The sequence below is a fragment of the Rhodococcus sp. AG1013 genome, from assembly GCF_003350365.1.
Lineage (GTDB): Bacteria > Actinomycetota > Actinomycetes > Mycobacteriales > Mycobacteriaceae > Prescottella.
In genome coordinates, this window is sequence record NZ_QQAT01000029.1 from 15,148 (window position 1) to 36,104 (window position 20,957).

At 69.5% G+C, this 20,957-nt stretch carries 20 protein-coding genes; 9 read left to right on the forward strand and 11 right to left on the reverse strand.

Annotated features, from left to right (window positions below):
• The first annotated feature begins 57 nt into the window (after positions 1-57).
• Positions 58-1,260 (forward strand): sugar MFS transporter, encoded by a 1,203-nt coding sequence (locus DEU38_RS25545; RefSeq protein WP_114724179.1) that lies wholly within the window; start codon positions 58-60, stop codon positions 1,258-1,260.
• 112 nt (positions 1,261-1,372) lie between these two features.
• Complete coding sequence (locus DEU38_RS25550) at positions 1,373-1,903, forward strand: GNAT family N-acetyltransferase (RefSeq protein WP_114724180.1); 531 nt, start codon at positions 1,373-1,375, stop codon at positions 1,901-1,903.
• Between the two features lie 27 nt (positions 1,904-1,930).
• Here the strand turns inward: DEU38_RS25550 and zapE are convergent, their stop codons facing one another.
• The gene (gene zapE, locus DEU38_RS25555; RefSeq protein WP_114724181.1) at positions 1,931-2,944 is read right to left on the reverse strand and encodes a cell division protein ZapE; all 1,014 of its coding nucleotides are present in this window, start codon (positions 2,942-2,944) and stop codon (positions 1,931-1,933) included.
• A gap of 22 nt (positions 2,945-2,966) precedes the next feature.
• On the opposite strand from zapE, the gene DEU38_RS25560 reads away from it, so the two are divergent.
• The 4 genes from DEU38_RS25560 to msrB are packed head-to-tail and all read left to right on the forward strand — an operon-like array spanning position 2,967 to position 7,136.
• Entirely contained in the window at positions 2,967-3,764 is a 798-nt protein-coding gene (locus DEU38_RS25560; RefSeq protein WP_114724182.1) for a pyrimidine reductase family protein, read from the forward strand.
• Between the two features lie 22 nt (positions 3,765-3,786).
• On the forward strand, positions 3,787-5,361 hold the full coding sequence (locus DEU38_RS25565; RefSeq protein WP_114724183.1) for an alpha/beta hydrolase: 1,575 nt from the start codon (positions 3,787-3,789) through the stop codon (positions 5,359-5,361).
• Positions 5,362-5,413: 52 nt separating this feature from the next.
• Positions 5,414-6,664, forward strand: a complete 1,251-nt coding sequence (locus DEU38_RS25570) for a glycosyltransferase family 87 protein (RefSeq protein ID WP_254622906.1) — start codon at positions 5,414-5,416, stop codon at positions 6,662-6,664.
• Positions 6,665-6,698: 34 nt separating this feature from the next.
• Positions 6,699-7,136 carry a peptide-methionine (R)-S-oxide reductase MsrB gene (gene msrB, locus DEU38_RS25575; RefSeq protein WP_114724184.1) on the forward strand — a complete coding sequence of 146 codons (438 nt, stop codon included), beginning with the start codon at positions 6,699-6,701 and terminating at the stop codon, positions 7,134-7,136.
• A gap of 68 nt (positions 7,137-7,204) precedes the next feature.
• Here the strand turns inward: msrB and DEU38_RS25580 are convergent, their stop codons facing one another.
• From DEU38_RS25580 to hemE, 8 genes are all read right to left on the reverse strand, one after another.
• A complete protein-coding gene (locus tag DEU38_RS25580) occupies positions 7,205-7,627 on the reverse strand; it encodes a hypothetical protein (protein ID WP_114724212.1) in 423 nt (140 codons plus the stop codon).
• A gap of 69 nt (positions 7,628-7,696) precedes the next feature.
• Positions 7,697-8,701, reverse strand: a complete 1,005-nt coding sequence (locus tag DEU38_RS25585; protein ID WP_114724185.1) for a DUF1648 domain-containing protein — start codon at positions 8,699-8,701, stop codon at positions 7,697-7,699.
• On the reverse strand, positions 8,698-9,048 hold the full coding sequence (locus DEU38_RS25590; protein ID WP_114724186.1) for a GntR family transcriptional regulator: 351 nt from the start codon (positions 9,046-9,048) through the stop codon (positions 8,698-8,700). Before DEU38_RS25590 ends, DEU38_RS25585 begins: the two co-directional genes overlap by 4 nt.
• 36 nt (positions 9,049-9,084) lie before the next feature.
• Entirely contained in the window at positions 9,085-11,355 is a 2,271-nt protein-coding gene (locus DEU38_RS25595; protein WP_114724187.1) for a molybdopterin-dependent oxidoreductase, read from the reverse strand.
• A 49-nt stretch (positions 11,356-11,404) separates the two neighbouring features.
• Complete coding sequence (locus DEU38_RS25600; RefSeq protein ID WP_147283589.1) at positions 11,405-11,824, reverse strand: hypothetical protein; 420 nt, start codon at positions 11,822-11,824, stop codon at positions 11,405-11,407.
• Positions 11,825-11,943: 119 nt separating this feature from the next.
• Positions 11,944-12,639, reverse strand: a complete 696-nt coding sequence (hemQ, locus tag DEU38_RS25605) for a hydrogen peroxide-dependent heme synthase (protein WP_114724213.1) — start codon at positions 12,637-12,639, stop codon at positions 11,944-11,946.
• Positions 12,640-12,644: 5 nt separating this feature from the next.
• Entirely contained in the window at positions 12,645-14,009 is a 1,365-nt protein-coding gene (locus DEU38_RS25610; protein ID WP_114724189.1) for a protoporphyrinogen oxidase, read from the reverse strand.
• A complete protein-coding gene (gene hemE, locus DEU38_RS25615) occupies positions 14,006-15,073 on the reverse strand; it encodes a uroporphyrinogen decarboxylase (RefSeq protein ID WP_174909834.1) in 1,068 nt (355 codons plus the stop codon). The genes DEU38_RS25610 and hemE overlap by 4 nt, the downstream gene beginning before the upstream one ends.
• A 118-nt stretch (positions 15,074-15,191) precedes the next feature.
• Here hemE and DEU38_RS25620 point away from each other — a divergent pair, with 118 nt between their 5' ends.
• Positions 15,192-15,779, forward strand: a complete 588-nt coding sequence (locus tag DEU38_RS25620; protein ID WP_114724190.1) for a DUF3000 domain-containing protein — start codon at positions 15,192-15,194, stop codon at positions 15,777-15,779.
• 45 nt (positions 15,780-15,824) lie between these two features.
• On the opposite strand, the gene DEU38_RS25625 is transcribed toward DEU38_RS25620, so the two are convergent.
• Positions 15,825-17,105, reverse strand: coding sequence for an alpha/beta hydrolase (locus DEU38_RS25625; RefSeq protein ID WP_258558162.1), 1,281 nt, complete (start codon positions 17,103-17,105; stop codon positions 15,825-15,827).
• A gap of 102 nt (positions 17,106-17,207) precedes the next feature.
• On the opposite strand from DEU38_RS25625, the gene DEU38_RS25630 reads away from it, so the two are divergent.
• Complete coding sequence (locus DEU38_RS25630) at positions 17,208-18,635, forward strand: wax ester/triacylglycerol synthase family O-acyltransferase (protein ID WP_181818945.1); 1,428 nt, start codon at positions 17,208-17,210, stop codon at positions 18,633-18,635.
• On the opposite strand, the gene DEU38_RS25635 is transcribed toward DEU38_RS25630, so the two are convergent.
• Entirely contained in the window at positions 18,580-19,431 is an 852-nt protein-coding gene (locus DEU38_RS25635; RefSeq protein ID WP_114724192.1) for an alpha/beta fold hydrolase, read from the reverse strand. The two genes, DEU38_RS25630 and DEU38_RS25635, sit on opposite strands and share 56 nt — an antisense overlap.
• 266 nt (positions 19,432-19,697) lie before the next feature.
• Between DEU38_RS25635 and DEU38_RS25640 the strand changes: the two genes are divergently transcribed.
• Positions 19,698-20,930 carry a ribonuclease D gene (locus tag DEU38_RS25640; RefSeq protein WP_114724193.1) on the forward strand — a complete coding sequence of 411 codons (1,233 nt, stop codon included), beginning with the start codon at positions 19,698-19,700 and terminating at the stop codon, positions 20,928-20,930.
• The last annotated feature ends 27 nt before the right edge of the window (positions 20,931-20,957 follow it).

The following is a 20,957-nucleotide window of genomic DNA, read 5'->3' on the forward strand; positions in this document are numbered from 1 at the left end:
ATGAGCAGTGAAGCAGAGAACCCCACGAAACGGAGCGAAATATTGGACACTCGTCCAGTGATTCGAAACACGAAAACCCTTAGCGGCGCGCGCGTCTCGGCCTCCGTCGCCTTCGGCCTGCAGGGGTTCATGCTGGCCGTACTGCTCACCCAGCTCCCCCAGTTCAAGGAGGACCTCGGGTTCAGCGACACCCTCGTGGCCGTGACGGTCGTGGGTGTCTCGGTCGTCGCGGGTGTCGGCAGCGTCGTCGCCGAGCAACTCGCGAAGGCCACCTCCAGTCGCACCACGCTCCGCGTGGGCCTGTTCGTCATTGCGGCCGGTGCGGTGGTGATCGCGCTCGCGACATCGACACCGGCGTTCCTGGCCGCCTTCGCGTTCTACGGAATCGGACTCGGCATCGTCGACGCGTCGGCCAACATGCAGGCGGTGTCGATTCAGCACGCGTACGGCCGCGTCATCCTCTCGTCGTTCCACGCATCGTGGAGCGTCGGCGCGATCGTCGGTGCCGGGTTCGTCGCGGTCTTCTCGACGCTCGAGCTGTCGGTCATGGCGTCCGTGCTCGTCGCAGCCGTACTGGTCGCGGCGATCTGTGCATGGATCGGCCCGCGCCTGCTGCACACCGGCCACCAGCGGTCCGCGACCGCTGCCGCCGTCCCGGTCGCGATCCCGCTACGACCGTTCCTCGCACTCGGGATCGCGATGATGCTGTTCTACGCGATCGACTTCGGCGTCGGCACCTACTCACCGCTGTATCTCAAGGAGGTACTGCTGTCCGATGCCGGTACCGCAGCCCTCGCGATGGCGGCCTACCAGGTGACCGCGCTGATCTCGCGGCTGACCGGCGACCTCTGGGTCCGGAAGTTCGGCGAGATCGCCGTGGTGCGGGTCGGGGCGATCATCAGCGTGATCGGTCTTCTGATGGTGGTCGTCGCGCAGGCACCGGCGTTCGCGATCGCCGGATTCTTCGTGGTCGGCCTCGGCGCCCCCGTCATCGCGCCCCTGAGCTTCAGTGCCGCGGGCCGGCTCGCGCCCCCGGACCAGACCGACGTGGTCGTCGCCCGCATCAACCTGTTCAACTACGCCGGGACCGTGATTGCCGGTGCCGTCATCGGCGGTATCGCGGCGGTGTCGGACCTGCGGGTCGGATTCGTCGCCCCGCTGCTGTTCGCGGTGGCATTGTTCCTGCTCGCGCCCGCATTCGCGCCGCGCCGCGTGCCGTCCGGCACCACCGCGAGCGAATCCGCTCCCACCGGCGCCTGACCGTGTGTGTCCCGGACCGAGTCATCCGGTCCGTCCAAGACCGAGTCTTCGAGTCCGTCCCGGACAGTGGTGTACTTACCCGGGACACACACGACGTACACGAGGTGGAGCTGTGACGATTTCCGTCGACCGGGCCGGACTCTGGGATGCCGAGGCATTGGCCGACGTCGCCGCGGTGACGTTCCCGCTCGCGTGCCCGCCGCATGCGACGCGGGAGGACATCGCGGCGTTCATCGACAACGTGCTCTCCGCGGAGAAGTTCAGCGAATACCTCACCGACTCGACCCGCACAGTGCTCAAGGCCACCAGCAACGGGGAGATCGTCGGCTACGTGATGCTGATCGACGGAACCCCTGACGACGATTCGGTGCGGTCCGCGGTGTCCCTGCACCCCACTACCGAGATCAGCAAGCTGTACGTGCTGCCCGGTCGGCACGGCACCGGCGTCTCGGCGGCGCTGATGGACGCGGCGGTCGATCATGCACGGAACGCGAACTGCGCCGGGGTGTGGCTGGGCGTCAACCAGGAGAACGAGCGGGCGCAGCGGTTCTATGTCAAGAACGGCTTCGAGAAGGTCGGCACCAAGACGTTCCAGGTGGGCGCCCAGACCCACCACGACTTCGTGATGCAGCGCAGCGTCTGACCGCTGCGCCGCATCACGAGGCGTGGATCAGGCAGCGACCTCGAAGCGCGACAGCGCGAGCAGGCGCGACGTGGCACGCAGGTACTTCTTGCGGTAGCCACCGGCGACCATCTCCGGGGTGAAGATCTCGTCGAGCTTCGCGCCCGACACCGTCACCGGGATGCTGGCGTCGTAGAGGCGGTCGGCGAGAACCACCAGTCGCAGGGCGACGGACTGGTCCGCTGCCGGGTGGACGCCCTTGATGAACACGGCCGGGACACCCGCGACGAGCTTCCCGTAGCGCGACGGGTGCAGCGTGCTCAGGTGCGCGCACAGCTCGTCGAAGTCGTCGAGCGTGGCGCCCTCGATCGCGTCGGCGCGCTCGAGCAGATCGGCGTCGTCGGTGGGGTCGGGGGCGGGCGGCAGGTCCCGGTGGCGGTAGTCGGGTCCGTCGACGCGGATGGTCTCGAAGATCGAACCGAGCTTCTTGATCTCGCGCAGGAAGTCCTGCGCCGCGAAGCGCCCCTCACCGAGCTGGCCGGGCAGCGTGTTCGACGTCGCGACGATCGAGACGCCGCGCGCCGACAGCTCGGTCAGCAGACGCGAGACCAGCATGGTGTCGCCCGGATCGTCGAGTTCGAACTCGTCGATGCAGAGCACGCTGTGGGACGACAGTTCCTCGACCGCCCGGTTGAAGCCGAGCGCGCCGACGACGTGCGTCAGCTCGACGAACGTGCCGAACGCCTTGGGCGAGGGCGAGCTGTGGAAGATCGATGCGAGCAGGTGGGTCTTACCGACGCCGAAGCCGCCGTCGAGGTACAGACCGGCGCCCGTGGACGGCGCCTTCTTGCCGAACAGGCCGCGGCGTCCGCCGCCACGGATCTTCGCGACCTTGCCCGCGAACTCCTCGGCCTTGGCGACCGCGGCGGCCTGGCTCGGCTCCTTGGGATCGGGGATGTAGGACGCGAAACTGACCTCGTCGAACATCGCCGGGGGCACCATTTGAGCAACCAATTGATCGGCCGGCACCACCGGATTGCGATCGACAAGACGTGCATGCATGCACTGAGCGTATCGACGTGCTGTGATCGAACACGTGCACCGTCTGGATATTGCGACCTACCTCACACGAGAAGCAGACAGCAGCGACCGGCCGTCCGAGCTGAGCGACGACGACCTGCGCTCACTGTACGGATATCCGGCGGGTCTCGACAGACCGTGGGTTCGCGTCAACTTCGTCGCCAGCGTCGACGGCGCCGTGACCGTCGACGACGCCTCCGCGGGGCTCGGGACCCTCGCGGACAAGCGGGTGTTCACCGTTTTGCGTGAGCTCGCCGAGGTGATCGTCGTCGGCGCCGGCACCGTCCGCGCGGAGAACTACGGCGGCGCCCGCACCTCCCCCGAATTGGCCCGGCGGCGACGGGACGCGGGCCTGGCGGCGGTGCCTCCGATCGCGGTGGTGACCGCGAGCGCGAACCTCGATCCCGAATCGCGACTGTTCACCGACACGGCCGTCCCACCGCTCGTCCTGACCTCTGCCTCCGCGGCCCCGGACCGCCTGGCCCGGCTCCGCGACGCCGGAGCCGACGTCGAGATCGTCACCGATCGGGACGTCACCGGGCCCGACGTGGTCGCCACTCTCGAGCGTCGCGGGCTGCGACGGGTGCTGTGCGAGGGCGGACCCGGCCTGTTCGGCACCCTGGTCGCCGACGGCGTCGTCGACGAGTTGTGTCTGACGACGTCTCCGCAACTGGTTGCCGGCGGCGCGGGCCGCATCGCGATGTCCCCTGCGGCGAACCCCACGCCGATGAGCCGAGCGCACGTGCTCGGCGACGACGACGGCACACTGCTCACGCGATGGGTACGCGCCCGCGGTGTGTGACGCACCTGGCAGGCTGTCCCGCATGCAGTCGCTTGTGAGCAGGATCGGGGTCGCCGCGATCGCCGGGGCCGTTCTGGCCGTCTGCACCGCGTGCGGCGCGGGCCCGTCGGTTCGGCCCGACGTCGCCGTTGTCGAGCAGGGCGGCGGCAACCCGACGACCACGGAGACCGACGCACCGGCGCCGAAACTGCAGACACCGGTGAAGGATCTGAACTGGGTCGACTGCAAGGACGCCACGCTCGCCGCCGCCGGCCTCGAATCCGGCCCGGCCGGGCTGTCGCTGGAATGCGCCGATTACGCCGCACCCCTCGACGCCACCGGGTCGGCGATGGGCCCCGTCGAGGTGGGCGCACTGCGCGCGCGTCTGCCGCAGACGCCCGCCGATGCCGCGCCCGTGGTGCTGACGTCCGGGTCCGACGTCGCGTCCTCGACCACCCTCGCGGCGCTCGCGACCGGCCCGAGTTCCACGCTGCTCGAGCGGCAGCCGATCGTCGCGATCGATCGACGCGGGATCGGGTCGTCGACGCCGATCGATTGCGGCCGGTCGATGGACCGACGCGCCCTCGCCGATCTGGGACAGTTCGGTCCCGCTGATCCGGCCGCTTCGCAGGGTGTGGACGAGGTGGCGACGCTGGCCCGGGACGCGACGGTGGCGTGCACCGATGCCCTGCAGCCGTCCGAGCTGGCGTACGACACCGCGAACGCCGCCGACGATCTCGAACAGCTGCGGCGCATCTGGCAGGTCGAGCGCCTGGGCATCCTCGGCACCGGCAACGGCGCGTCGGTCGCCCTGGCGTACGCGGCTCGGTACCCCGACCAGGTGGGCCGGCTGGTGCTCGACGCGCCGGCCGCCACGACCGTCGATGCCGCAACGGCGGCCGAACACCGGGTGCAGGGCCAGGAAGCGGCACTCGCCGACTTCAGCCGGCGCTGCGCCGCCCTGAACTGCTCGCTCGGACCGGATCCGACGGCCGCGATCACGGCGCTGCGAGACCGCGCCGCCGCCGGCGAGCTGGCGACGGTGTCGTCGAGCGCACTGCTGGCGACGGTCTCCGCATTCCTGGGATCCCCGCGCGGCGACCAACCTGCGCGCGTGCGCGAACTGGCGGACGTGCTCTCGGCCGCGGGACGCGGCGATACCGGCCCGTTGCTCGGACTGATCGGCACGACCGACGCCGCGATCGGCACCGACGGACAGTTCGTCGCACGATGCAGCGACGGCCAGCAGTGGCCGGGCCCGGGACGAGCCCGCGAACTGCAGGAGGCGTGGGGCGTGAAGTATCCGATGTTCGGCGCCGACGCCGCTGTCGGGCTGATGCGCTGCTCGGCGTGGCCGACCATGTCGCCGCCCCCGCTCCCCGGACGCCTCGACGTACCGGTCCTGGTGTTCAGCGGCGCGGCGGACCCCGTCGTCGGCAATGCGGGCCTGCCCACCGTGACCGGCTCCCTCGCGAGCGCCGGCGCCGAGTGGTCGAGCATGACGTGGGCGGGCTACGGCCACCCGGTGACGACGCATTCGGACTGCGCGCGTCAATCCCTGACCCGCTACCTCGCTTCGGCCGAGCTCCCGACCGACGGCAGCGCGTGCCCGGCGTGACGCGCGGGGGTTGCCGCGGCTGACCGAGGCCGCGGCGGTGTACCGTGCCGTAGTGTTCCTTCGACGATTCGAGCCGCGTACCGGCCGCACCACCGCCGAGGTCATCAACTTCGCTCTGTGGCCTATCGCAGTGATGACTGTGCTGCATCGAGTGTTCGTGTTGGCGGTCAACGGATCCCACACCGACGACTTCGCCCCGGTGTACCGAGCGACCCTGGCGTTCCTCAATCGCCGTGAGGTCTACACCGCCGATTTCAACTCGGTGGATCCGCACTACCTCTACCAGCCCAGCGGCACGTTGTTGATGTCGCCGCTCGCGCTCATCGATCCCGAGAAGTCGCGCTGGCTGTTCATCCTCGCCAACGCGATCGCCGTGATCATCGCGCTGTATCTGTTGCTGAAGATGTTCGACCTGGCACTGAACTCGGTGGCCGCACCGATCCTGCTGTTCGCAGCGTTCTCGACGGAAACCGTCACGAACACGCTCGTCTTCTCGAACATCAACGGCATCATCCTGCTGGGCGAGGTGGCGTTCCTGTTCCTGCTCCTGCGACGGCGGGACCTGTGGTCCGGCGCCGCGATCGGACTGACGCTCGCGGTCAAACCGATCCTCGCGCCCCTGCTGCTGCTGCCGCTGGTGCGGGGTCAGTGGAAGGTGTTCGTCACCGCGATCGGCATCCCGGTGGTCCTGATGGCCGTGGCCTGGCCGCTGTCGGCGGATCCGATGGCGTTCATCGAGCACACGCTGCCGTACCTGTCGGAGTCCCGCGACTACTTCAACAGCGCGATCGTCGGAAATGGCACCTACTTCGGCCTGCCCGTCGCGCTGATCTGGGCTCTGCGTATCGCTTTCACGGCGATGGTCCTGGTGTCGCTGTGGCTGCTGTACCGGTACTACCGGCACGACGAACTGTTCTTCGTCGCGACCGCCTCGGGCGTGATCATGGGAGCGTCGTTCCTGCTGCTGTCGCTGGGCCAGATGTACTACTCGATGCTGCTGTTCCCGCTGATCATGACGGTGGTGCTGCGCAACTCCGTGATGCGTAACTGGCCGGCGTGGCTCGCGGTGTACGGGTTCCTCAGTGCGGACGCCTGGTTCTCGAACCGGTTCATCGAGACCGGCCGCGCAGCCGAATACCTGAAGCCGACGATGGGCTGGAGCCTGCTGCTGATCGTCATCTTCGCGGTGCTCGCGAACCGCTACCTGACGTCGAAGCGCGAGGGACGGCTGGACTCGGGTATCGATCCGGACTTCCTCGTCGCCGAACAGAGCGCCGACACCCCGGTGCCGGCCAAGGTCTGACGCACGGGTTCGCGGATCGTATTAGCGTGAGGCCATGAGTTCCACACAGGATTCCGGCCTGCCCGCACCCACGTTCCGGCGCAGTGACGCCGAATGGCGCGCACATCTGACACCCGAGGAGTACCAGGTGCTCCGCCAGGCGGGGACCGAGCGTCCCCACGTCGGCGAGTACACCGACACGACCACCGAGGGTGTGTACTCGTGCCGCGCGTGCGGTGCCGAGTTGTTCCGCAGCACCGAGAAGTTCGAGTCGCACTGCGGATGGCCGTCGTTCTTCGACCCCGCGGACTCGGACGCCGTCATCCTGCGAGCCGACAACACGCTCGGCATGCACCGCGTCGAGGTGCTGTGCAGCAACTGCCACAGCCACCTCGGGCACGTCTTCGAGGGCGAGGGCTACCCCACCCCGACCGACCAGCGGTACTGCATCAACAGCATCTCGTTGCGGCTGCAGCCGGCCGACGGCTCGTAGAACGACGCTGCCCCCGGCAACCCGGGCTGTCGGGGGCAGCCGGGCGCCACAGCCGACCGGACAACCGCCTACGGGCGGTCCGGCCAGCCGGGTTGAGTCAAGACCACGGCCGGCACCGCCCTCAGCGGCGGGATCGGGTCGAGTTCCCGGAGATCCTCGTCGTCCTCGATCTCGGCCCAGAACTCGTCCGCCGAGACATCGAGGCCCAGAACGATCCACGGCGACCCGGCTTGCTGGTACGCGTACGAGACCGTTCCGATGCGGGGAATCGTCGTAGCGAACAGTCGATCGCCGACGGGATACCCCTGCTGCTCGCCGACCAGCGTGAGCGCTTCCGGTGCGAGGTCGGCGTCGAGAAGGATGCTCGCGACCGCATCGTCGAAAGCTCGCTGGGCACAGACTTCCTCGTCCGCAGCCCACCCGGCGAACTCCGGGAAACGTGCGCAACACAATACGTGGGAGCTGTCCGAGTCTCGGTACAAGCGAAACACGGGAAATCCGCCGGCCATCGGACACGACTGTACAGAACCCCGAGACCGCCTGGTCCGCCGTCGGTCCCGCTACCTGGCGACACGCCCCCGCGCGGCGAGCGAGTTCAGCACGGCCGCGGCCTGGTCGGCGCCGTCGACGGTAACGGTGAACTTGGAGCCGTCACCGCGCGTGACGCGCAACGCGGCACCGGGCCGGACCAGCAGGCCGACGCCGTCCGGGCCGACACGGTAGCCGATGCCGCCGTACCGGTTGATCAGCCCGATGTGTACGACATCGGCGCGGGCGATCTCGTCGAGCGGGATCCGCCGACGACCGCCGGTGAGCACGTAGCGCGTCTCGAGTCCACGCCCGTCCACGACGACGTACACCGGCGCGAGCGTGAGGCCCATCAACACCGCGCCCAGCACGGCCGCACCGAGCAGCATCAGGACGGCTCCGCTCGACGCGGTCGCGGCCGACCAGGCGATCAGCGCAGTCGGCAGCAGCGCCAGCGCCGCCCCGAGCCACCAGGACATCGCGGCCGACCCGGTCCACACGACGGTCTCGGTATCGGCCAGATCGAGGCGAGCCGCGTCCGCCGGCGGGGCCGAGGCCGCCGCCGCCGGCGCCGGTCGCCCGATCAGCGCCAGGCCGGCGAATGCGGCGACGACGCCCACCGCGGCAACCGGCAGGAGCCACCATCCACCGAACGACGCATCCGCCGCGTCGGCGAGGCCTCGCTGCGAGGACAACAGGGCGACGGGCAGGATCGCGACCGCGGTGCCCGTTCCCGCCGACACCGCCGCACCCGTCCGCGCGGCACGCACGTCACGACGGGTGAGCGCCAACAGGATTCCCCCGAGCAGCACGGCGAAGGCGAGACCGAGCACCGGCGACCACTGCGCGGCCGCGCGGGAGGCGAAGCCGTCGGCGGCGCCGCCGGGACCGAAGTGGACGGCGACCGGGTCGGGCAGGTCACCGGACCATGCCGCCAGGACGGCGATCGCGGCGGTCGCCGCGGCGACCGGGGCGAGTAACGCACCACCCAGCCCCCGAACCCACGAAACGTTTTGCACCGCAGTCGAGTCGGTCATGTCATCTCCTTCTTCACCAGGTCGAGCAGGTCTGCCGCGCTCAGGCCGTGCCGCCGCGCCTCCGCGACGAGACCGCGGACCGCCTCCTGCAGCCGGCCCCGCACCGAGGCATCTGCCGAGACGACGGCACCGCGACCGCGGCGCAGTTCGATCAACCCCTCGTCCCGCAGCATCTGGTAGCCGCGCAGCACGGTGTGCACGTTGAGGTCGAGGGACGACGCCAGATCCCGGGCGGAGGGCAACCGCTCCCCCGCGACGACGGACCCGTCGGCGATCGCGCCTCGCACCGACGCGGCGAACTGCTCGTACAGCGGGACGGACGACGACTGATCGATGCGAATGAGCACACACCCACCATATTGTTCTAGTTCAAATAGAACAAGTCAGAGCGGCGGGTCGAACGCCTTGATCGGCGGGAGCACCCCGTCGAACCGCTCGACCTGCACCAGTGCGTGCTGCCCGGAGCAGCCGTGCGACAGCCACGAGGCGCCGACGTCCGCGGTCAGCACGTTCGGATTGCCGTGCACGCACATCGAGTCGGGGTCGGACGGATCGAGCGGGTCGTACCAGGCCCCGGTGGCCAGTTGCACCACTCCCGCCCGCACCTGGTCGTCGAGCACCACACCCGCGAGACACGCACCGCGGTCGTTGAACACCCGCACCACCTCACCGGCGCCGAGTCCCCGCGCGGCCGCGTCGGACGGATGGATCCGGATCGGCTCCCGCCCACGGATCTTCGACGCCTGACTGACCGCACCGTGGTCCAACTGCCCGTGCAACCGGGTCTTCGGCTGATTGGCGATCAGGTGCAACGGGAAACGCTGCGCCCGCTCGCCGCCGAGCCACTCGTCCGGTTCGTACCAGCGCGGGTGCCCGGCACAGTCGTCGTAGCCGAAACCGTCGATGTCGGCGGAGAAAATCTCGATCCTCCCGCTCGGGGTGGTGAGCGGGTTGCGCTCGGGATCGTCACGGAACTCGGAGAACAGCGACAGACCGTCCTCCGTCCGCATCCGCACGTGCCCGCGCCGCCAGAACTCGCCGAACGGGGGTGCTTCGAGGTGCGCCGGGTCCGTGAGCACGAATCCTCGCCACTGCTCGTACAGGTGCTCGATCCACTGATGTGCGGTGCGGCCCTCGGTGAACCGGGCCCCGAACCCGAGACGGTGCGCGAGCGCGGCGAACGTGTCGTAGTCGTCGCGCGCATCGGCGTACCGGGGCACCGCGCGGTGCATCGCGACCAGCAGCGGATCGTTGCGGGTGCACGCGAGATCGTCGCGTTCGAGCGATGTGGTCGACGGCACCACGATGTCAGCGTGCCGGGCCATCGGCGTCCAGTACGGCTCGTGCACGACGATCGTGTCCGGTCGGGCCAGCGCACGCCGCAGCCGGGCCAGGTCCTGATGATGGTGGAACGGATTGCCGCCGGCCCAGTGCACGAGTCGGATGTCCGGGTAGGTGAGGCGTCGGCCGTCGTAGTCGAACTCCTCCCCCGGATGCAGCAGCAGGTCCGAGATCGCCGCGACGGGGATGAAGTCCGGGACGGGGTTGGCGCCCTGGAACAGCGTCGGCAGCGGGTACGGCACCGGCGCCAGCCCGGGTTCGTTCATCGATCCGTAGCCGTGCCCGAATCCGCCTCCGGGAAGCCCGATCTGGCCGAGCATCGCCGCGAGCGTCACGCCCATCCACGGGGCCTGCTCGCCGAACCGGACGCGCTGCAGCGACCACGTCACCGTCACCATCGTGCGTCCGCCGGCCATCCGTCGGGCCAGCGCGGCGATCTGCTCCGCCGGGACGCCGGAGAGTGCCGACGCCCAGCCCGGCGTCTTGGGCACGCCGTCGGTGCGTCCCAGGAGATAATCCTCGAATCGGTCGTACCCCACGCAGTAGCGGCTCAGGAATGCCTTGTCGTGCAATCCCTCCGACGCCAGTACGTACGCGAGCGCGAGCATGATCGCGACGTCGGTGCCGGGGATCGGTGCGATCCACTCGCACCGGCCGTGCAGGTCGTCGCGCAGCGGGCTGATCGAGACCACCTCGCCGCCGCGATCCCGAAATCGGTCGAGGGCACCGCGCGTGGGATGTGCGCTGGTGCCGCCGCTGTTGACGGCGGTGTTCTTGAGCGGCACGCCGCCGAAGCACACCATCAGATCGGTGTGGTCGGCGATCACGTCCCAGTTGGTGGAGCGGGCGAACAGCTTCCAGTGGGTGCCCACCACGCGCGGCATGATGACGCCGGTAGCGCCGAGCGAATAGCTGTGCACCGAGCGGGTGTAGCCGCCGAGCATGTTGAGGAAGCGGTGGATCTGGCTCTGCGCATGATGGAATCGTCCGGCGCTGGCCCAGCCGTACGAGCCGCCGAAGATCGCGCGATTGCCGTGGGTGTCGACGACGCGACGCAGTTCGTGCGCCAGCAGATCGAGCAACTCGTCCCACGACACGGGCACGAACTGGTCGGCGCCGCGCTTGTCGGACGGGCCGGGCCCCGACTCGAGCCAGCCCCGCCGGACCGCGGGGCCGGAGACACGGGCGCGGTGCCGCACCGACCCGGGCAGGTTCCCGAGGATCGGGGACGGTTCGGAGTCTCCCGCGTAGGGGTGCACGGCGCTCACGTCGCCGCCGGCGGACTCGACCTCGAACATGCCCCAGTGCGCCATGTGCTGGTACCGCGCCGACGAAGTCACGGCCTCAGTCTTCCAGCCGGACTCAGGGCACGGAGAAGACACCTGTTCCGGCGATGAACTCGAAGCCCGTCGTCATCGATGCGGTCACGAGTCCCGCCCCGGTGAACACGCTGACCGCCTCGCTGTAGGGAAGCACCAGCATCCCGGCGGTTCCGGTGCCGAGGTTCCTCCAGTGCATGTAGTAGCTGCCCTTGACGTTCGGTTGCCCAGGCTCGGTCGGATACAGAGCGGGGAACGTCACCGTCCCCGGCACCTCACCGGTGATCGCCACCGGGTTGAACGAGCAGGGGTTGAAGAAAGTGCTGCAGTTCATGACGAACGGAACCTGAAAGGTGTTCATGGTGGATGTGGCCGATGCTTGGGGAATCGGACACATCGCGACACCAATCACGACGCCGACCGTCAGGACACCCGCACCGAGGAACCGTCGTGGACTCCACATCGCATGCCCCTCTCGTGGGCCCGCTGATGTGCTCAGGATACGAGGGCCGAGCCACCTCGCGCCGCGGTACACACGAAACACCCCGCCACCTGTCGGGTGCGGGGTGTGGTCGTATCGGGTCAGGGCAGCGAGTTGACCAGCTGCTCGACGGTGACCCGCGGACCGGTGAAGAACGGGGTCTCCTCACGCACGTGCATGCGGGCCTCGGTAGCGCGCAGGTCGCGCATCAGGTCGACGATGCGGTCCAGCTCCGGGGCCTCGAACGCGAGGATCCACTCGTAGTCGCCGAGCGCGAACGCCGGGATCGTGTTGGCGCGGACATCCGGGTAGGTGCGGCCGGCCATGCCGTGATCGGCGAGCATCTTGCGACGGTCGGCGTCGGGCAGCAGGTACCACTCGTACGAGCGGACGAACGGGTACACGCAGATGTAGTCGCCCGCATCCTCGCCGGCGATGAAGGCCGGAACGTGGCTCTTGTTGAACTCGGCGGGACGGTGCAGCGCGACGTTGGACCACACCGGGTCGCTCACCTGGCCGAGGTCGGTGGTGCGGCGGAAGTCCTTGTACAGCTTCTGCAGATCCTCGAGGCGCTCCGCGTGCGTCCAGATCATGAAGTCGGCGTCGGCGCGGACGCCGGCGACGTCGTAGATGCCGCGCACGACGACGTCGGTGTCCTCGAACGAGTCGAAGAACGCCTGCGCCTGCTTCACGGCTGCGGCGCGGTCGTCACCGAGGACGCCGGGCTGCACCTGGAAGACGGAGAACATCGCGTAGCGAAGGGTGGAATTGAGCTTGTCGAAATCGAGGCGTGCCATGCCGCTCATCCTGCCACTCGGGCCGCGAGCCGTGTCGCCGCCGTCGTCGCGGACGCCACGCATGCCGGGACGCCGACTCCGTGCAGGTACGCACCCGCGATCTCGAGCCCGTCCACGTCGGCCGCGGCGGCCTCGATCGCGGCCACCCGATCCAGGTGACCGGGTGCATACTGCGGCAGCCCGCCGTGCCAGCGCGCGACGATCGCGTCGACCGGGTCGGCGCGCACGCCCGTGACGGTCTCCAGATCGGCGCGGGCCTTCGCGATCAACTGCTCGTCGGTGGAATCGACGACGGCGGCGTCCCCGAACCGTCCGTACGACGCCCGCACCAGCGTGACGTCCCGGTCGGCCAGGTGCGGCCACTTGCGGCTCGACAGCGTGAACGCCTTCGCGCCCAACGACTCCCCCGTCGCGACGAGGACCCCGGAGTTCTCCGGGACACCGGCGTCGGTGGGCAGGGCCAGCGCGACGACCGCGGAGGATGCGAGTTCGATGCCGCGGGCCGCCTCGGCCAGCGGGGGTGCGGCGTCGGCGACCAGGCCGACCATCTGCGGCGCCGGCACCGCGAGCACGATCCCGTCGACGTGGTCGAGGGGATCGATCCACCAGCCGTCCTCGTCCCGGCGCAGGCCAGTCGCGGACGCGTCCAGGACCATCTCGGGTGCGGCGGCGTCGCGCAGCGCGGCGAGCAGGACGCCGTAGCCGTCGCGCAGGGTGCCGAACACCGGCCCCGGGGACGGTGTCGGCAGCGCCGCCCGCACGGCCGCGGACAGGCTCGGGGCACCCGAGTCGAGCGCGGCGGCCAGCGTCGGCAGCGCGGCCCGGACCCCGATCGAGTCCGACAACCCCGAATAGACACCACCGAGGAGCGGATCGACCGACCGGCGCACCACCTGCTCACCGAAACGGCCGCCGACCAGGGTCGCGACGTCCACATCGGCCGCCGGATCCCACTCGAACGGCACGGTCGGCTCGGCGACGATGCGCGCGAGGGTGTCCGCGTCGACAAGTCCGGCCATCGACTGCGGATCCGACGGGATGCCCATCAGCGTCCGTGAGGGCAACGGGTGGAGCGAGCCCTGCGACCAGATCAGCGGCGATCGTCCCGTCGGATGGACCAACTGGTCCTGCAGGCCCAGCTCGACGATGAGGTCCGCAACCTCCGGGCGGCGCGCGATGAACGCCTCGGCGCCCACGTCGACGGGATCGCCCGCGAGATCGACGGTCCGCAGCTTGCCACCGGTCCGTGAGCCCGCCTCGACGACGGTGATCCGGGCGCCGTCACCGAGCCGCTGCCGCAGCCGATAGGCCGCGACGAGCCCGGTGACGCCGCCACCGACGACCGCTACCGAGACGCGCCGACCGGTCACAACGAATGCACCAGCTCCACGACGTCGGTGAGCACGGCCGGATCGGTCTCCGGCAGCACGCCGTGGCCGAGGTTGAAGATGTGCCCGGTGGCGCCGGCCGCGATCGCGGCGTCCGCCTCCGCGGCGATGCGCCGCACCTGCTTCTCGATCGCGGGCCAGCCCGCGAACAGGACGGCGGGATCGAGGTTGCCCTGCAGCCCCTTGCCTGGCCCGACGCGGCGGGCGGCGACGTCCAGCGGGATCCGCCAGTCGACGCCGACGACGTCGGCGCCGGCCTCGCCCATCGCACCGAGGAGTTCACCGGTGCCGACACCGAAGTGGATGCGCGGCACCTGGGCCGACTCGACCTCGGCGAACACCCGCTCCGAGTGCGGCAGCACGAACTCGCGGTACTCGGCCAGCGACAGCGCGCCCGCCCACGAATCGAACAACTGGACCGCGTCGACGCCGGCATGCAGCTGCGCCTGCAGGAACGCGATGGTGGTGTCGGTGATGGTGCCGAGGAGCGCGTGCCAGGTCTTGGGATCGGCGTGCATGAGCGCCTTGGTGCGCTCGTGGTTGCGACTCGGGCCGCCCTCGACCAGGTACGACGCGAGCGTGAACGGGGCACCGGCGAAACCGATCAGCGGCGTCTCGCCGAGCTCGGCGGTGAGCAGCCGGACAGCCTGCGACACGGCGCCGACCTCGTCGGGAACCAGGCGGGGCAGCGCCGCGACGTCGGCGGTGGTCCGCACGGGGTTCGCGACGACGGGTCCGACACCGGCCACGATGTCGAGGTCGATGCCCGCAGCCTTCAGCGGAACGACGATGTCGGAGAACAGGATCGCCGCGTCGACCTTGTGCCGCCGCACGGGCTGCATCGTGATCTCGCAGACCAACTCGGGATCGAAGCAGGACTCGAGCATCCCGATTCCCGCCCGGATCTCCCGGTACTCCGGCAACGAGCGTCCGGCCTGACGCATGAACCACACGGGTCGATGCTTCACCGGACGGCCGGTGGCCGCCGCCAACAACGGTGCGTCGCCCAGGACCCGTCGAGACGGGTACTCGGCACGCCCGGTCATACCTGCATTCGTATCTTCCAAGCCGCTCATCGGGCTCCATGCTGCCATGGCCCGGCGCCGGGGCGGAATCGGCGCGCCTCCGACGCCCTACCAGGTGCGGCGTCTAACGTCCGCTGGTGTGACGACCCCGGGATTACCCAACGAACCCGCCCAGTTCCGCGCCGCTGTCGACGCGATGAACTCGGCCGAGGTTCACCCGGATATCGAGCTCGGCCCGATCCGTCCCCCGCAGCGCCTCGCGCCGTTCAGCTACGCGATCGGCGCGGAGGTCCGCCACCCCGACGACGCGGCCGTCGCGGAGCAGTCCGAAGGGGACGCATTCGGACGGCTGATCCTGCTTCACGATCCCGACGGCGACGAGGCGTGGAACGGCACCATGCGGCTGGTCGCCTACATCCAGGCCGACCTCGAGCCGGCCCTCGCCGCCGATCCCCTCCTCCCCGAGGTCGCGTGGAGCTGGCTGGTCGACGCCCTCGACGAGCGGGCCGACGAGGTGGTCGCGCTCGGTGGCACGGTGACGGCGACCAGCTCGGTGCGCTACGGCGACATCGCGGGGCCACCGCGGGCCCATCAACTCGAGCTCCGGGCGTCGTGGACGGCGACATCCACCGCCCTGGCCTCCCACGTCGAGGCCTTCTGCGAGGTCCTCGCCTACGCCGCCGGCCTGCCGCCGGCCGGAATCGCGAGGCTGGGTCGGCGGCCCTGAGCCGCAGCGGCCGCCGATCGCTACACCTCGACGCCGCTCCATCCGCTAACCCGTCCCTTCCTCGTCCACATCGTCCGCATCCACGGTGTCCGCTGCGCCGGCTCGGGTGCCGGCATGCCCCGGGACGCCCGCCGACAGCCGGCGGGCGTGCGCCCAGTCGAAAAAGTCGGCGACACCCTGCGCCACCCGGAAACTCCGGATGGACGGGAAGATGTCGAACGCGTGCTGGGCGCCCCGCAGCTCGGCGTACGCCACCGGATTCGCCGACACCTCACGCAGACGATCGACGAACTCGCGGGCCTCGGCGACGGGAATGAACGAGTCGCTGGTCCCGTGCACCACGAAGAACGGGGGCGCGTCCTCGCGCAGGTGCGCACGCGGCGACGCCGCGAGGTAGTCCCGCGGGAACTGCGCCTTCTTGCCCAGCACCATCGGTGAGAGCGCGGATTCGACCCGCTGACGCGTCGCCTTGATCCCCGTCTCCCCCGCGAAGTCGTACACGCCGTAGTGCGGGGCGCACGCCTGGACCGAGGTGTCCGCATCCTCGAAACCGGGTTGCAGGCCGGCGTCGCCACCCGTCAACGCCAACATCGCTGCCAAGTGGCCGCCGGCCGAACCGCCGGTGACAGCGATGAAATCGGGATCCCCGCCGAACCGGGCGACATTGCCGCGCAACCACGAGACCGCCCGCTTGATGGCGATGAGGTGCTCCGGCCACACCGCCTTCGGCGACAGCGGATAGTTGATCGCGGCGCACACCCACCCACGCGACGCCATCTCCAGCATCAGCGGGATGCCCTGATGATCCTTGGTGCCGATGACCCACCCGCCACCGTGGATCTGCAGCAGGACAGGCGCATTCGCCGGAGTGTCCCGGCGGTGGTAGATGTCGATCCGGAATCGTCGACCGCCGGGCGCATAGTCCAGGTTCTTCACCCGCACGACGTCGTCCCGGCGCATCCGGAACGGGAACGCCAACTGCCGCCACGGCGTCTGCGGGACCGGACGCGCCGCGCCGCCCACCGATCGATAGTCGGGTCCCAACGCCGATTCGAGCGCCGACTCCACCTCGGCCCGCGCCCCACGTCCGGTCGCGATCACGGCTGCGAGTCCCGCGATCGAAGCCCCGGCGGCGGCGAGTCCGACGGCGTCGCCGCGACTCCGGACGCCGTGGCGGGCGACGTGGACAGCAGCATCGGCCGCGGTCGCAGCAAGCAACTGAGGAGCGAGTTCCGTGGTCAGCCATCCGGACAGGAACGTCGGCACCGACATCGGCATCCCCGGCACCGGTCGCAGCGCGTTGGCCGTCAGCGCAGTATTTGCCACCTGACGTAACAGGAACCTGTTATCAATCCTCATAAACCTATTTAACCATGATGTTTGTCACAACGCCCACGTCAAAATGGAACAGGTTCTACCGTTAGCTGCATGGAGAGACTCAGTGGATTGGATGCCAGCTTCCTCTATCTCGAAACCCCGACCCAGATGCTTCACGTGTGTGGCCTCATCATTCTCGACGGGTCCACCATCCCGGGTGGCTATTCTTTCGCAAAGCTGCGAGACGAGTTGGCCGTTCGCGTCAAATCGATGCCGAGCTTCAAGCGTCGGCTCAAGGACACGCGCTTCAACCTGGACCACCCCGTGTGGGTCGACGACACCGACTTCGACATCGATCGCCACTTCCACCGGATCGCGGTACCCGCGCCGGGCGGCCGTGACGAGCTTTCGGAAATGTGCAGTTCGATCGCCAGCCAGCCCATGGACCGCACCCGCCCGCTGTGGGAAATGTTCGTCATCGAGGGCCTCGAAGACGGCTCGGTAGCCGTGATGTCGAAGATGCACCACGCCAACGTCGACGGTGTCACCGGCTCCAACCTCATGTCACAGCTCTGCGGGCTCGAGCCCGACGCCCCCAGGCCCGAGTTCGATCAGCTTCCCGAGGGAGCCGGTCGCGCGAGCTCACTCGACATCGCCGTCAACGGCCTGCTGTCGTTCGCCACGCGACCATTGAAGATCGCGAAGCTGCTCCCGGACAGCGTGTCGCTGCTGCCGAACTGGATCGGGCGGGCCCGCAAGGGCGAGGCGATGCCGACGCCGTTCACCGCGCCGCGCACGTCGTTCAACGGCGCGATCACCGGACGCCGGACCATCGCGTACAACGAACTGAGCCTCGACGACGTCAAGCTCGTCAAGAACGCTTTCGGCGTCAAGGTCAACGACGTCGTGCTGACGATGTGCGCCGGCGCGCTGCGCAAGTACCTCGAGGACCGCAACGAACTCCCCGACAGCTCACTGGTCGCGACGGTACCGGTCTCCGTCCACGACAAGTCGGACCGTCCGGGCACCAACCAGATCTCGGTCATGTTCACCCAGCTCGGGACCGACATCGCCGATCCGGTCGAGCGGCTGCACTTCATCGCCGAGCACAACGCGATCAACAAGGACCATCACAACGAGGCGCTGGGCGCGACCCTGCTGCAGGACTGGGCGCAGTTCGCGGCGCCGGCCACGTTCGGCAGCGCGATGCGGGTGTACTCCAAGCTGAAGCTGGCCGAGCGTCACCCCGTGGTGCACAACCTCGTGGTCTCGAACGTCCCCGGCCCGCCGATGCCGCTCTACTTCCTGGGCGCGCGCATCAAGCAGATGTATCCGCTCGGACCGGTCTTCCACGGCGCCGGCCTCAACGTGACGGTGATGTCGCTCGAGGGCCGACTCGACGTGGGCCTGGTCTCCTGCAAGGAACTCGCGCCGCACCTGTGGGATCTGGCGGACGCGTTCCCGGCGGCCCTGGCCGAACTCGTCAAGGCCGCACGCGCGCAAGCACGGAAGAAGAAGCAGCCAGCAGTCCCTCGGTGAACGGCCCGGCGTTCATGACGCACGACGAGTGACCGCAGTCCACCTCGTACGTGGCGGCGCCGGCGATCTGGCGAGCGAGCCAGCGCTGGCGCCGCGGGGGGATGATCAGGTCCTTCGTGGGCACCACGACGGCGGTGGGGACGTCGATGTCGCCGACCCACGCCGTCGAATCGAACTTGCCGATCTCGGCGGTGGCCCGACCGATCGCGCCGTAACTGGTCTCCCGGAACTGGGAGTACGCCCACACCCGATCTCCGCCGAACCGCGGCCCGCCGACCGGGACCGGACCGGGACGCGGCTTGAGTGCACCGAGCCCCGCACTGAGCGATTCGAGCGCCACCCGTTCACGCGAGTTCCGCTTGAAGTGCGCCGCGCCCGCGCACAGCACCAGACCCGCGACGCGGTCGCGGTGCCGCTTCCACGTGAGCTGCGAGACCAACGAACCCATCGAGTACCCGACCGGCACGACACGGTCGAGCTCCAGAGTGTCGGCGAGCGCGACGACGTCGTCGGCGCAGTCCTCGAGCGTGAATCGCTCCGAGCGGATGCCACGCCCGTGCCAACGCTGATCGAGGACCACCACCCGCGACTTCGCCGCGAGCTTGGCGATGGCCGGGTACCACGTCAGCGTGCCGGTGCACGCGAGCGCGTGCAGCAGCACCAGCGTCGGCTTTCCACGGTTCTCCGGGGTGGCACCCGTATCGATGACGTAGGTGCTGCCCCGGCCCGGTAACTCCACCATGGACCCGGCCGGCACCTCGCCGACGGGAGCGACGGCGGCCGCAAGGTTGAGCATCGATCTGCCTTCCGATCAGGTGTCCTCGATCCGCCCGGAGAAGCCGAGCGGACAAAACTGAAACTCGTTCTACCTCATGGGCCGCACCGCCCGCGAGCGATTCCGACATTCCGCCCGGGCGCACCGACGGGCCGGTCGGTGCGCCGACCAGGCACCGTCACCCGCCGGAGTGGTCTTGGTCACATGTTCAACTTTTTGACAGAATTGCCGCGCGACGCGCAGATCTCGACGTGAGATCGCGCCCTCGCCACGTAGAGTTGCCCCCTATGCCAGATACCACCGAGCCCACCCCCGTCCCCGTACCACTATTGGTTCCGGCAAACGGGGTGCCGCCGGTGATCGAGACGGCCGACGGCGTCCGCGACGCCGCCGAGCGCATCGCCGCGGGCACCGGCCCCCTCGCCGTCGACGCGGAGCGCGCGTCCGGATTCCGCTACTCGTCCCGCGCGTACCTGGTGCAGTTGCGGCGGGCCGGCGCCGGCACGTTCCTGCTCGATCCGATTCCGACGTCGGAGGATCTGGCACCACTTCGTGACGCGATCAACGACCTCGAGTGGGTGCTGCACTCCGCCGACCAGGATCTGCCGTGTCTCGCCGAGCTCGGCCTCGAACCGGCCGCACTGTTCGACACCGAACTGGCCGGACGGCTCGCCGGCTTCGAACGCGTGGGCCTGGCCGCGATCGTCGAACGCACGCTCGGGCTCGAGCTCCGCAAGGGTCACGGGGCGGCCGACTGGTCGTCGCGTCCGCTGCCCGACGCGTGGCTCAACTACGCAGCCCTCGACGTCGAGGTGCTCCTCGAGCTCCAGGACGCCATGGCGAAAGAGCTTGCATCCCAGAACAAGACGGAGTGGGCGAGGCAGGAGTTCGAGCACGTCCGGCTCGCCGGACCGCCGCAGCCCAAGCCGGAGCGGTGGCGGCGAACGTCACAGATCCACAGCCTCAAGAGCCCCCGCCAACTCGCCGCGGTCCGCGAGTTGTGGACCGCGCGCGACGAGGTGGCCCGCAAGCGCGACATCTCCCCCAGTCGCATCCTGCCGGACTCGGCGATCGTCGCCGCGGCGAGCGCCGATCCCAAGAGCATGGAGACGCTACGGGCCCTGCCCGTCTTCGGCGGACCGCGCCAGCGCCGGTCGTCACGGCTGTGGCTGTCCGCTCTCGAGCGCGCCCGTGCGCTGCCGCAGACGGAACTGCCCCCGATCAATCAGCCCTTCACCGGGCCGCCGCCGCCCAGCCGATGGGCCAAGCGCGACCCCGAGGCGGCCGCACGCCTGAACGCCGCCAAGGCCGGCATCACCGAACTCAGCGAGCGAGTGCAGGTGCCTGTCGAGAACCTGCTCAGCCCCGACCTGGTGCGTCGGATCTGCTGGGAGCCGCCGGTCGACGAGTCGGATCCCTCGGCGGCGATCGACGCGGCTCTCGCGGTGGGCGGCGCGCGTCCGTGGCAGCGCGAACTGACCGTGCCCATCCTCGCGGAAGCGGTCCGGGCACAGCCCTGAACTGCGTCGATGGGGTCAGCTACGCCC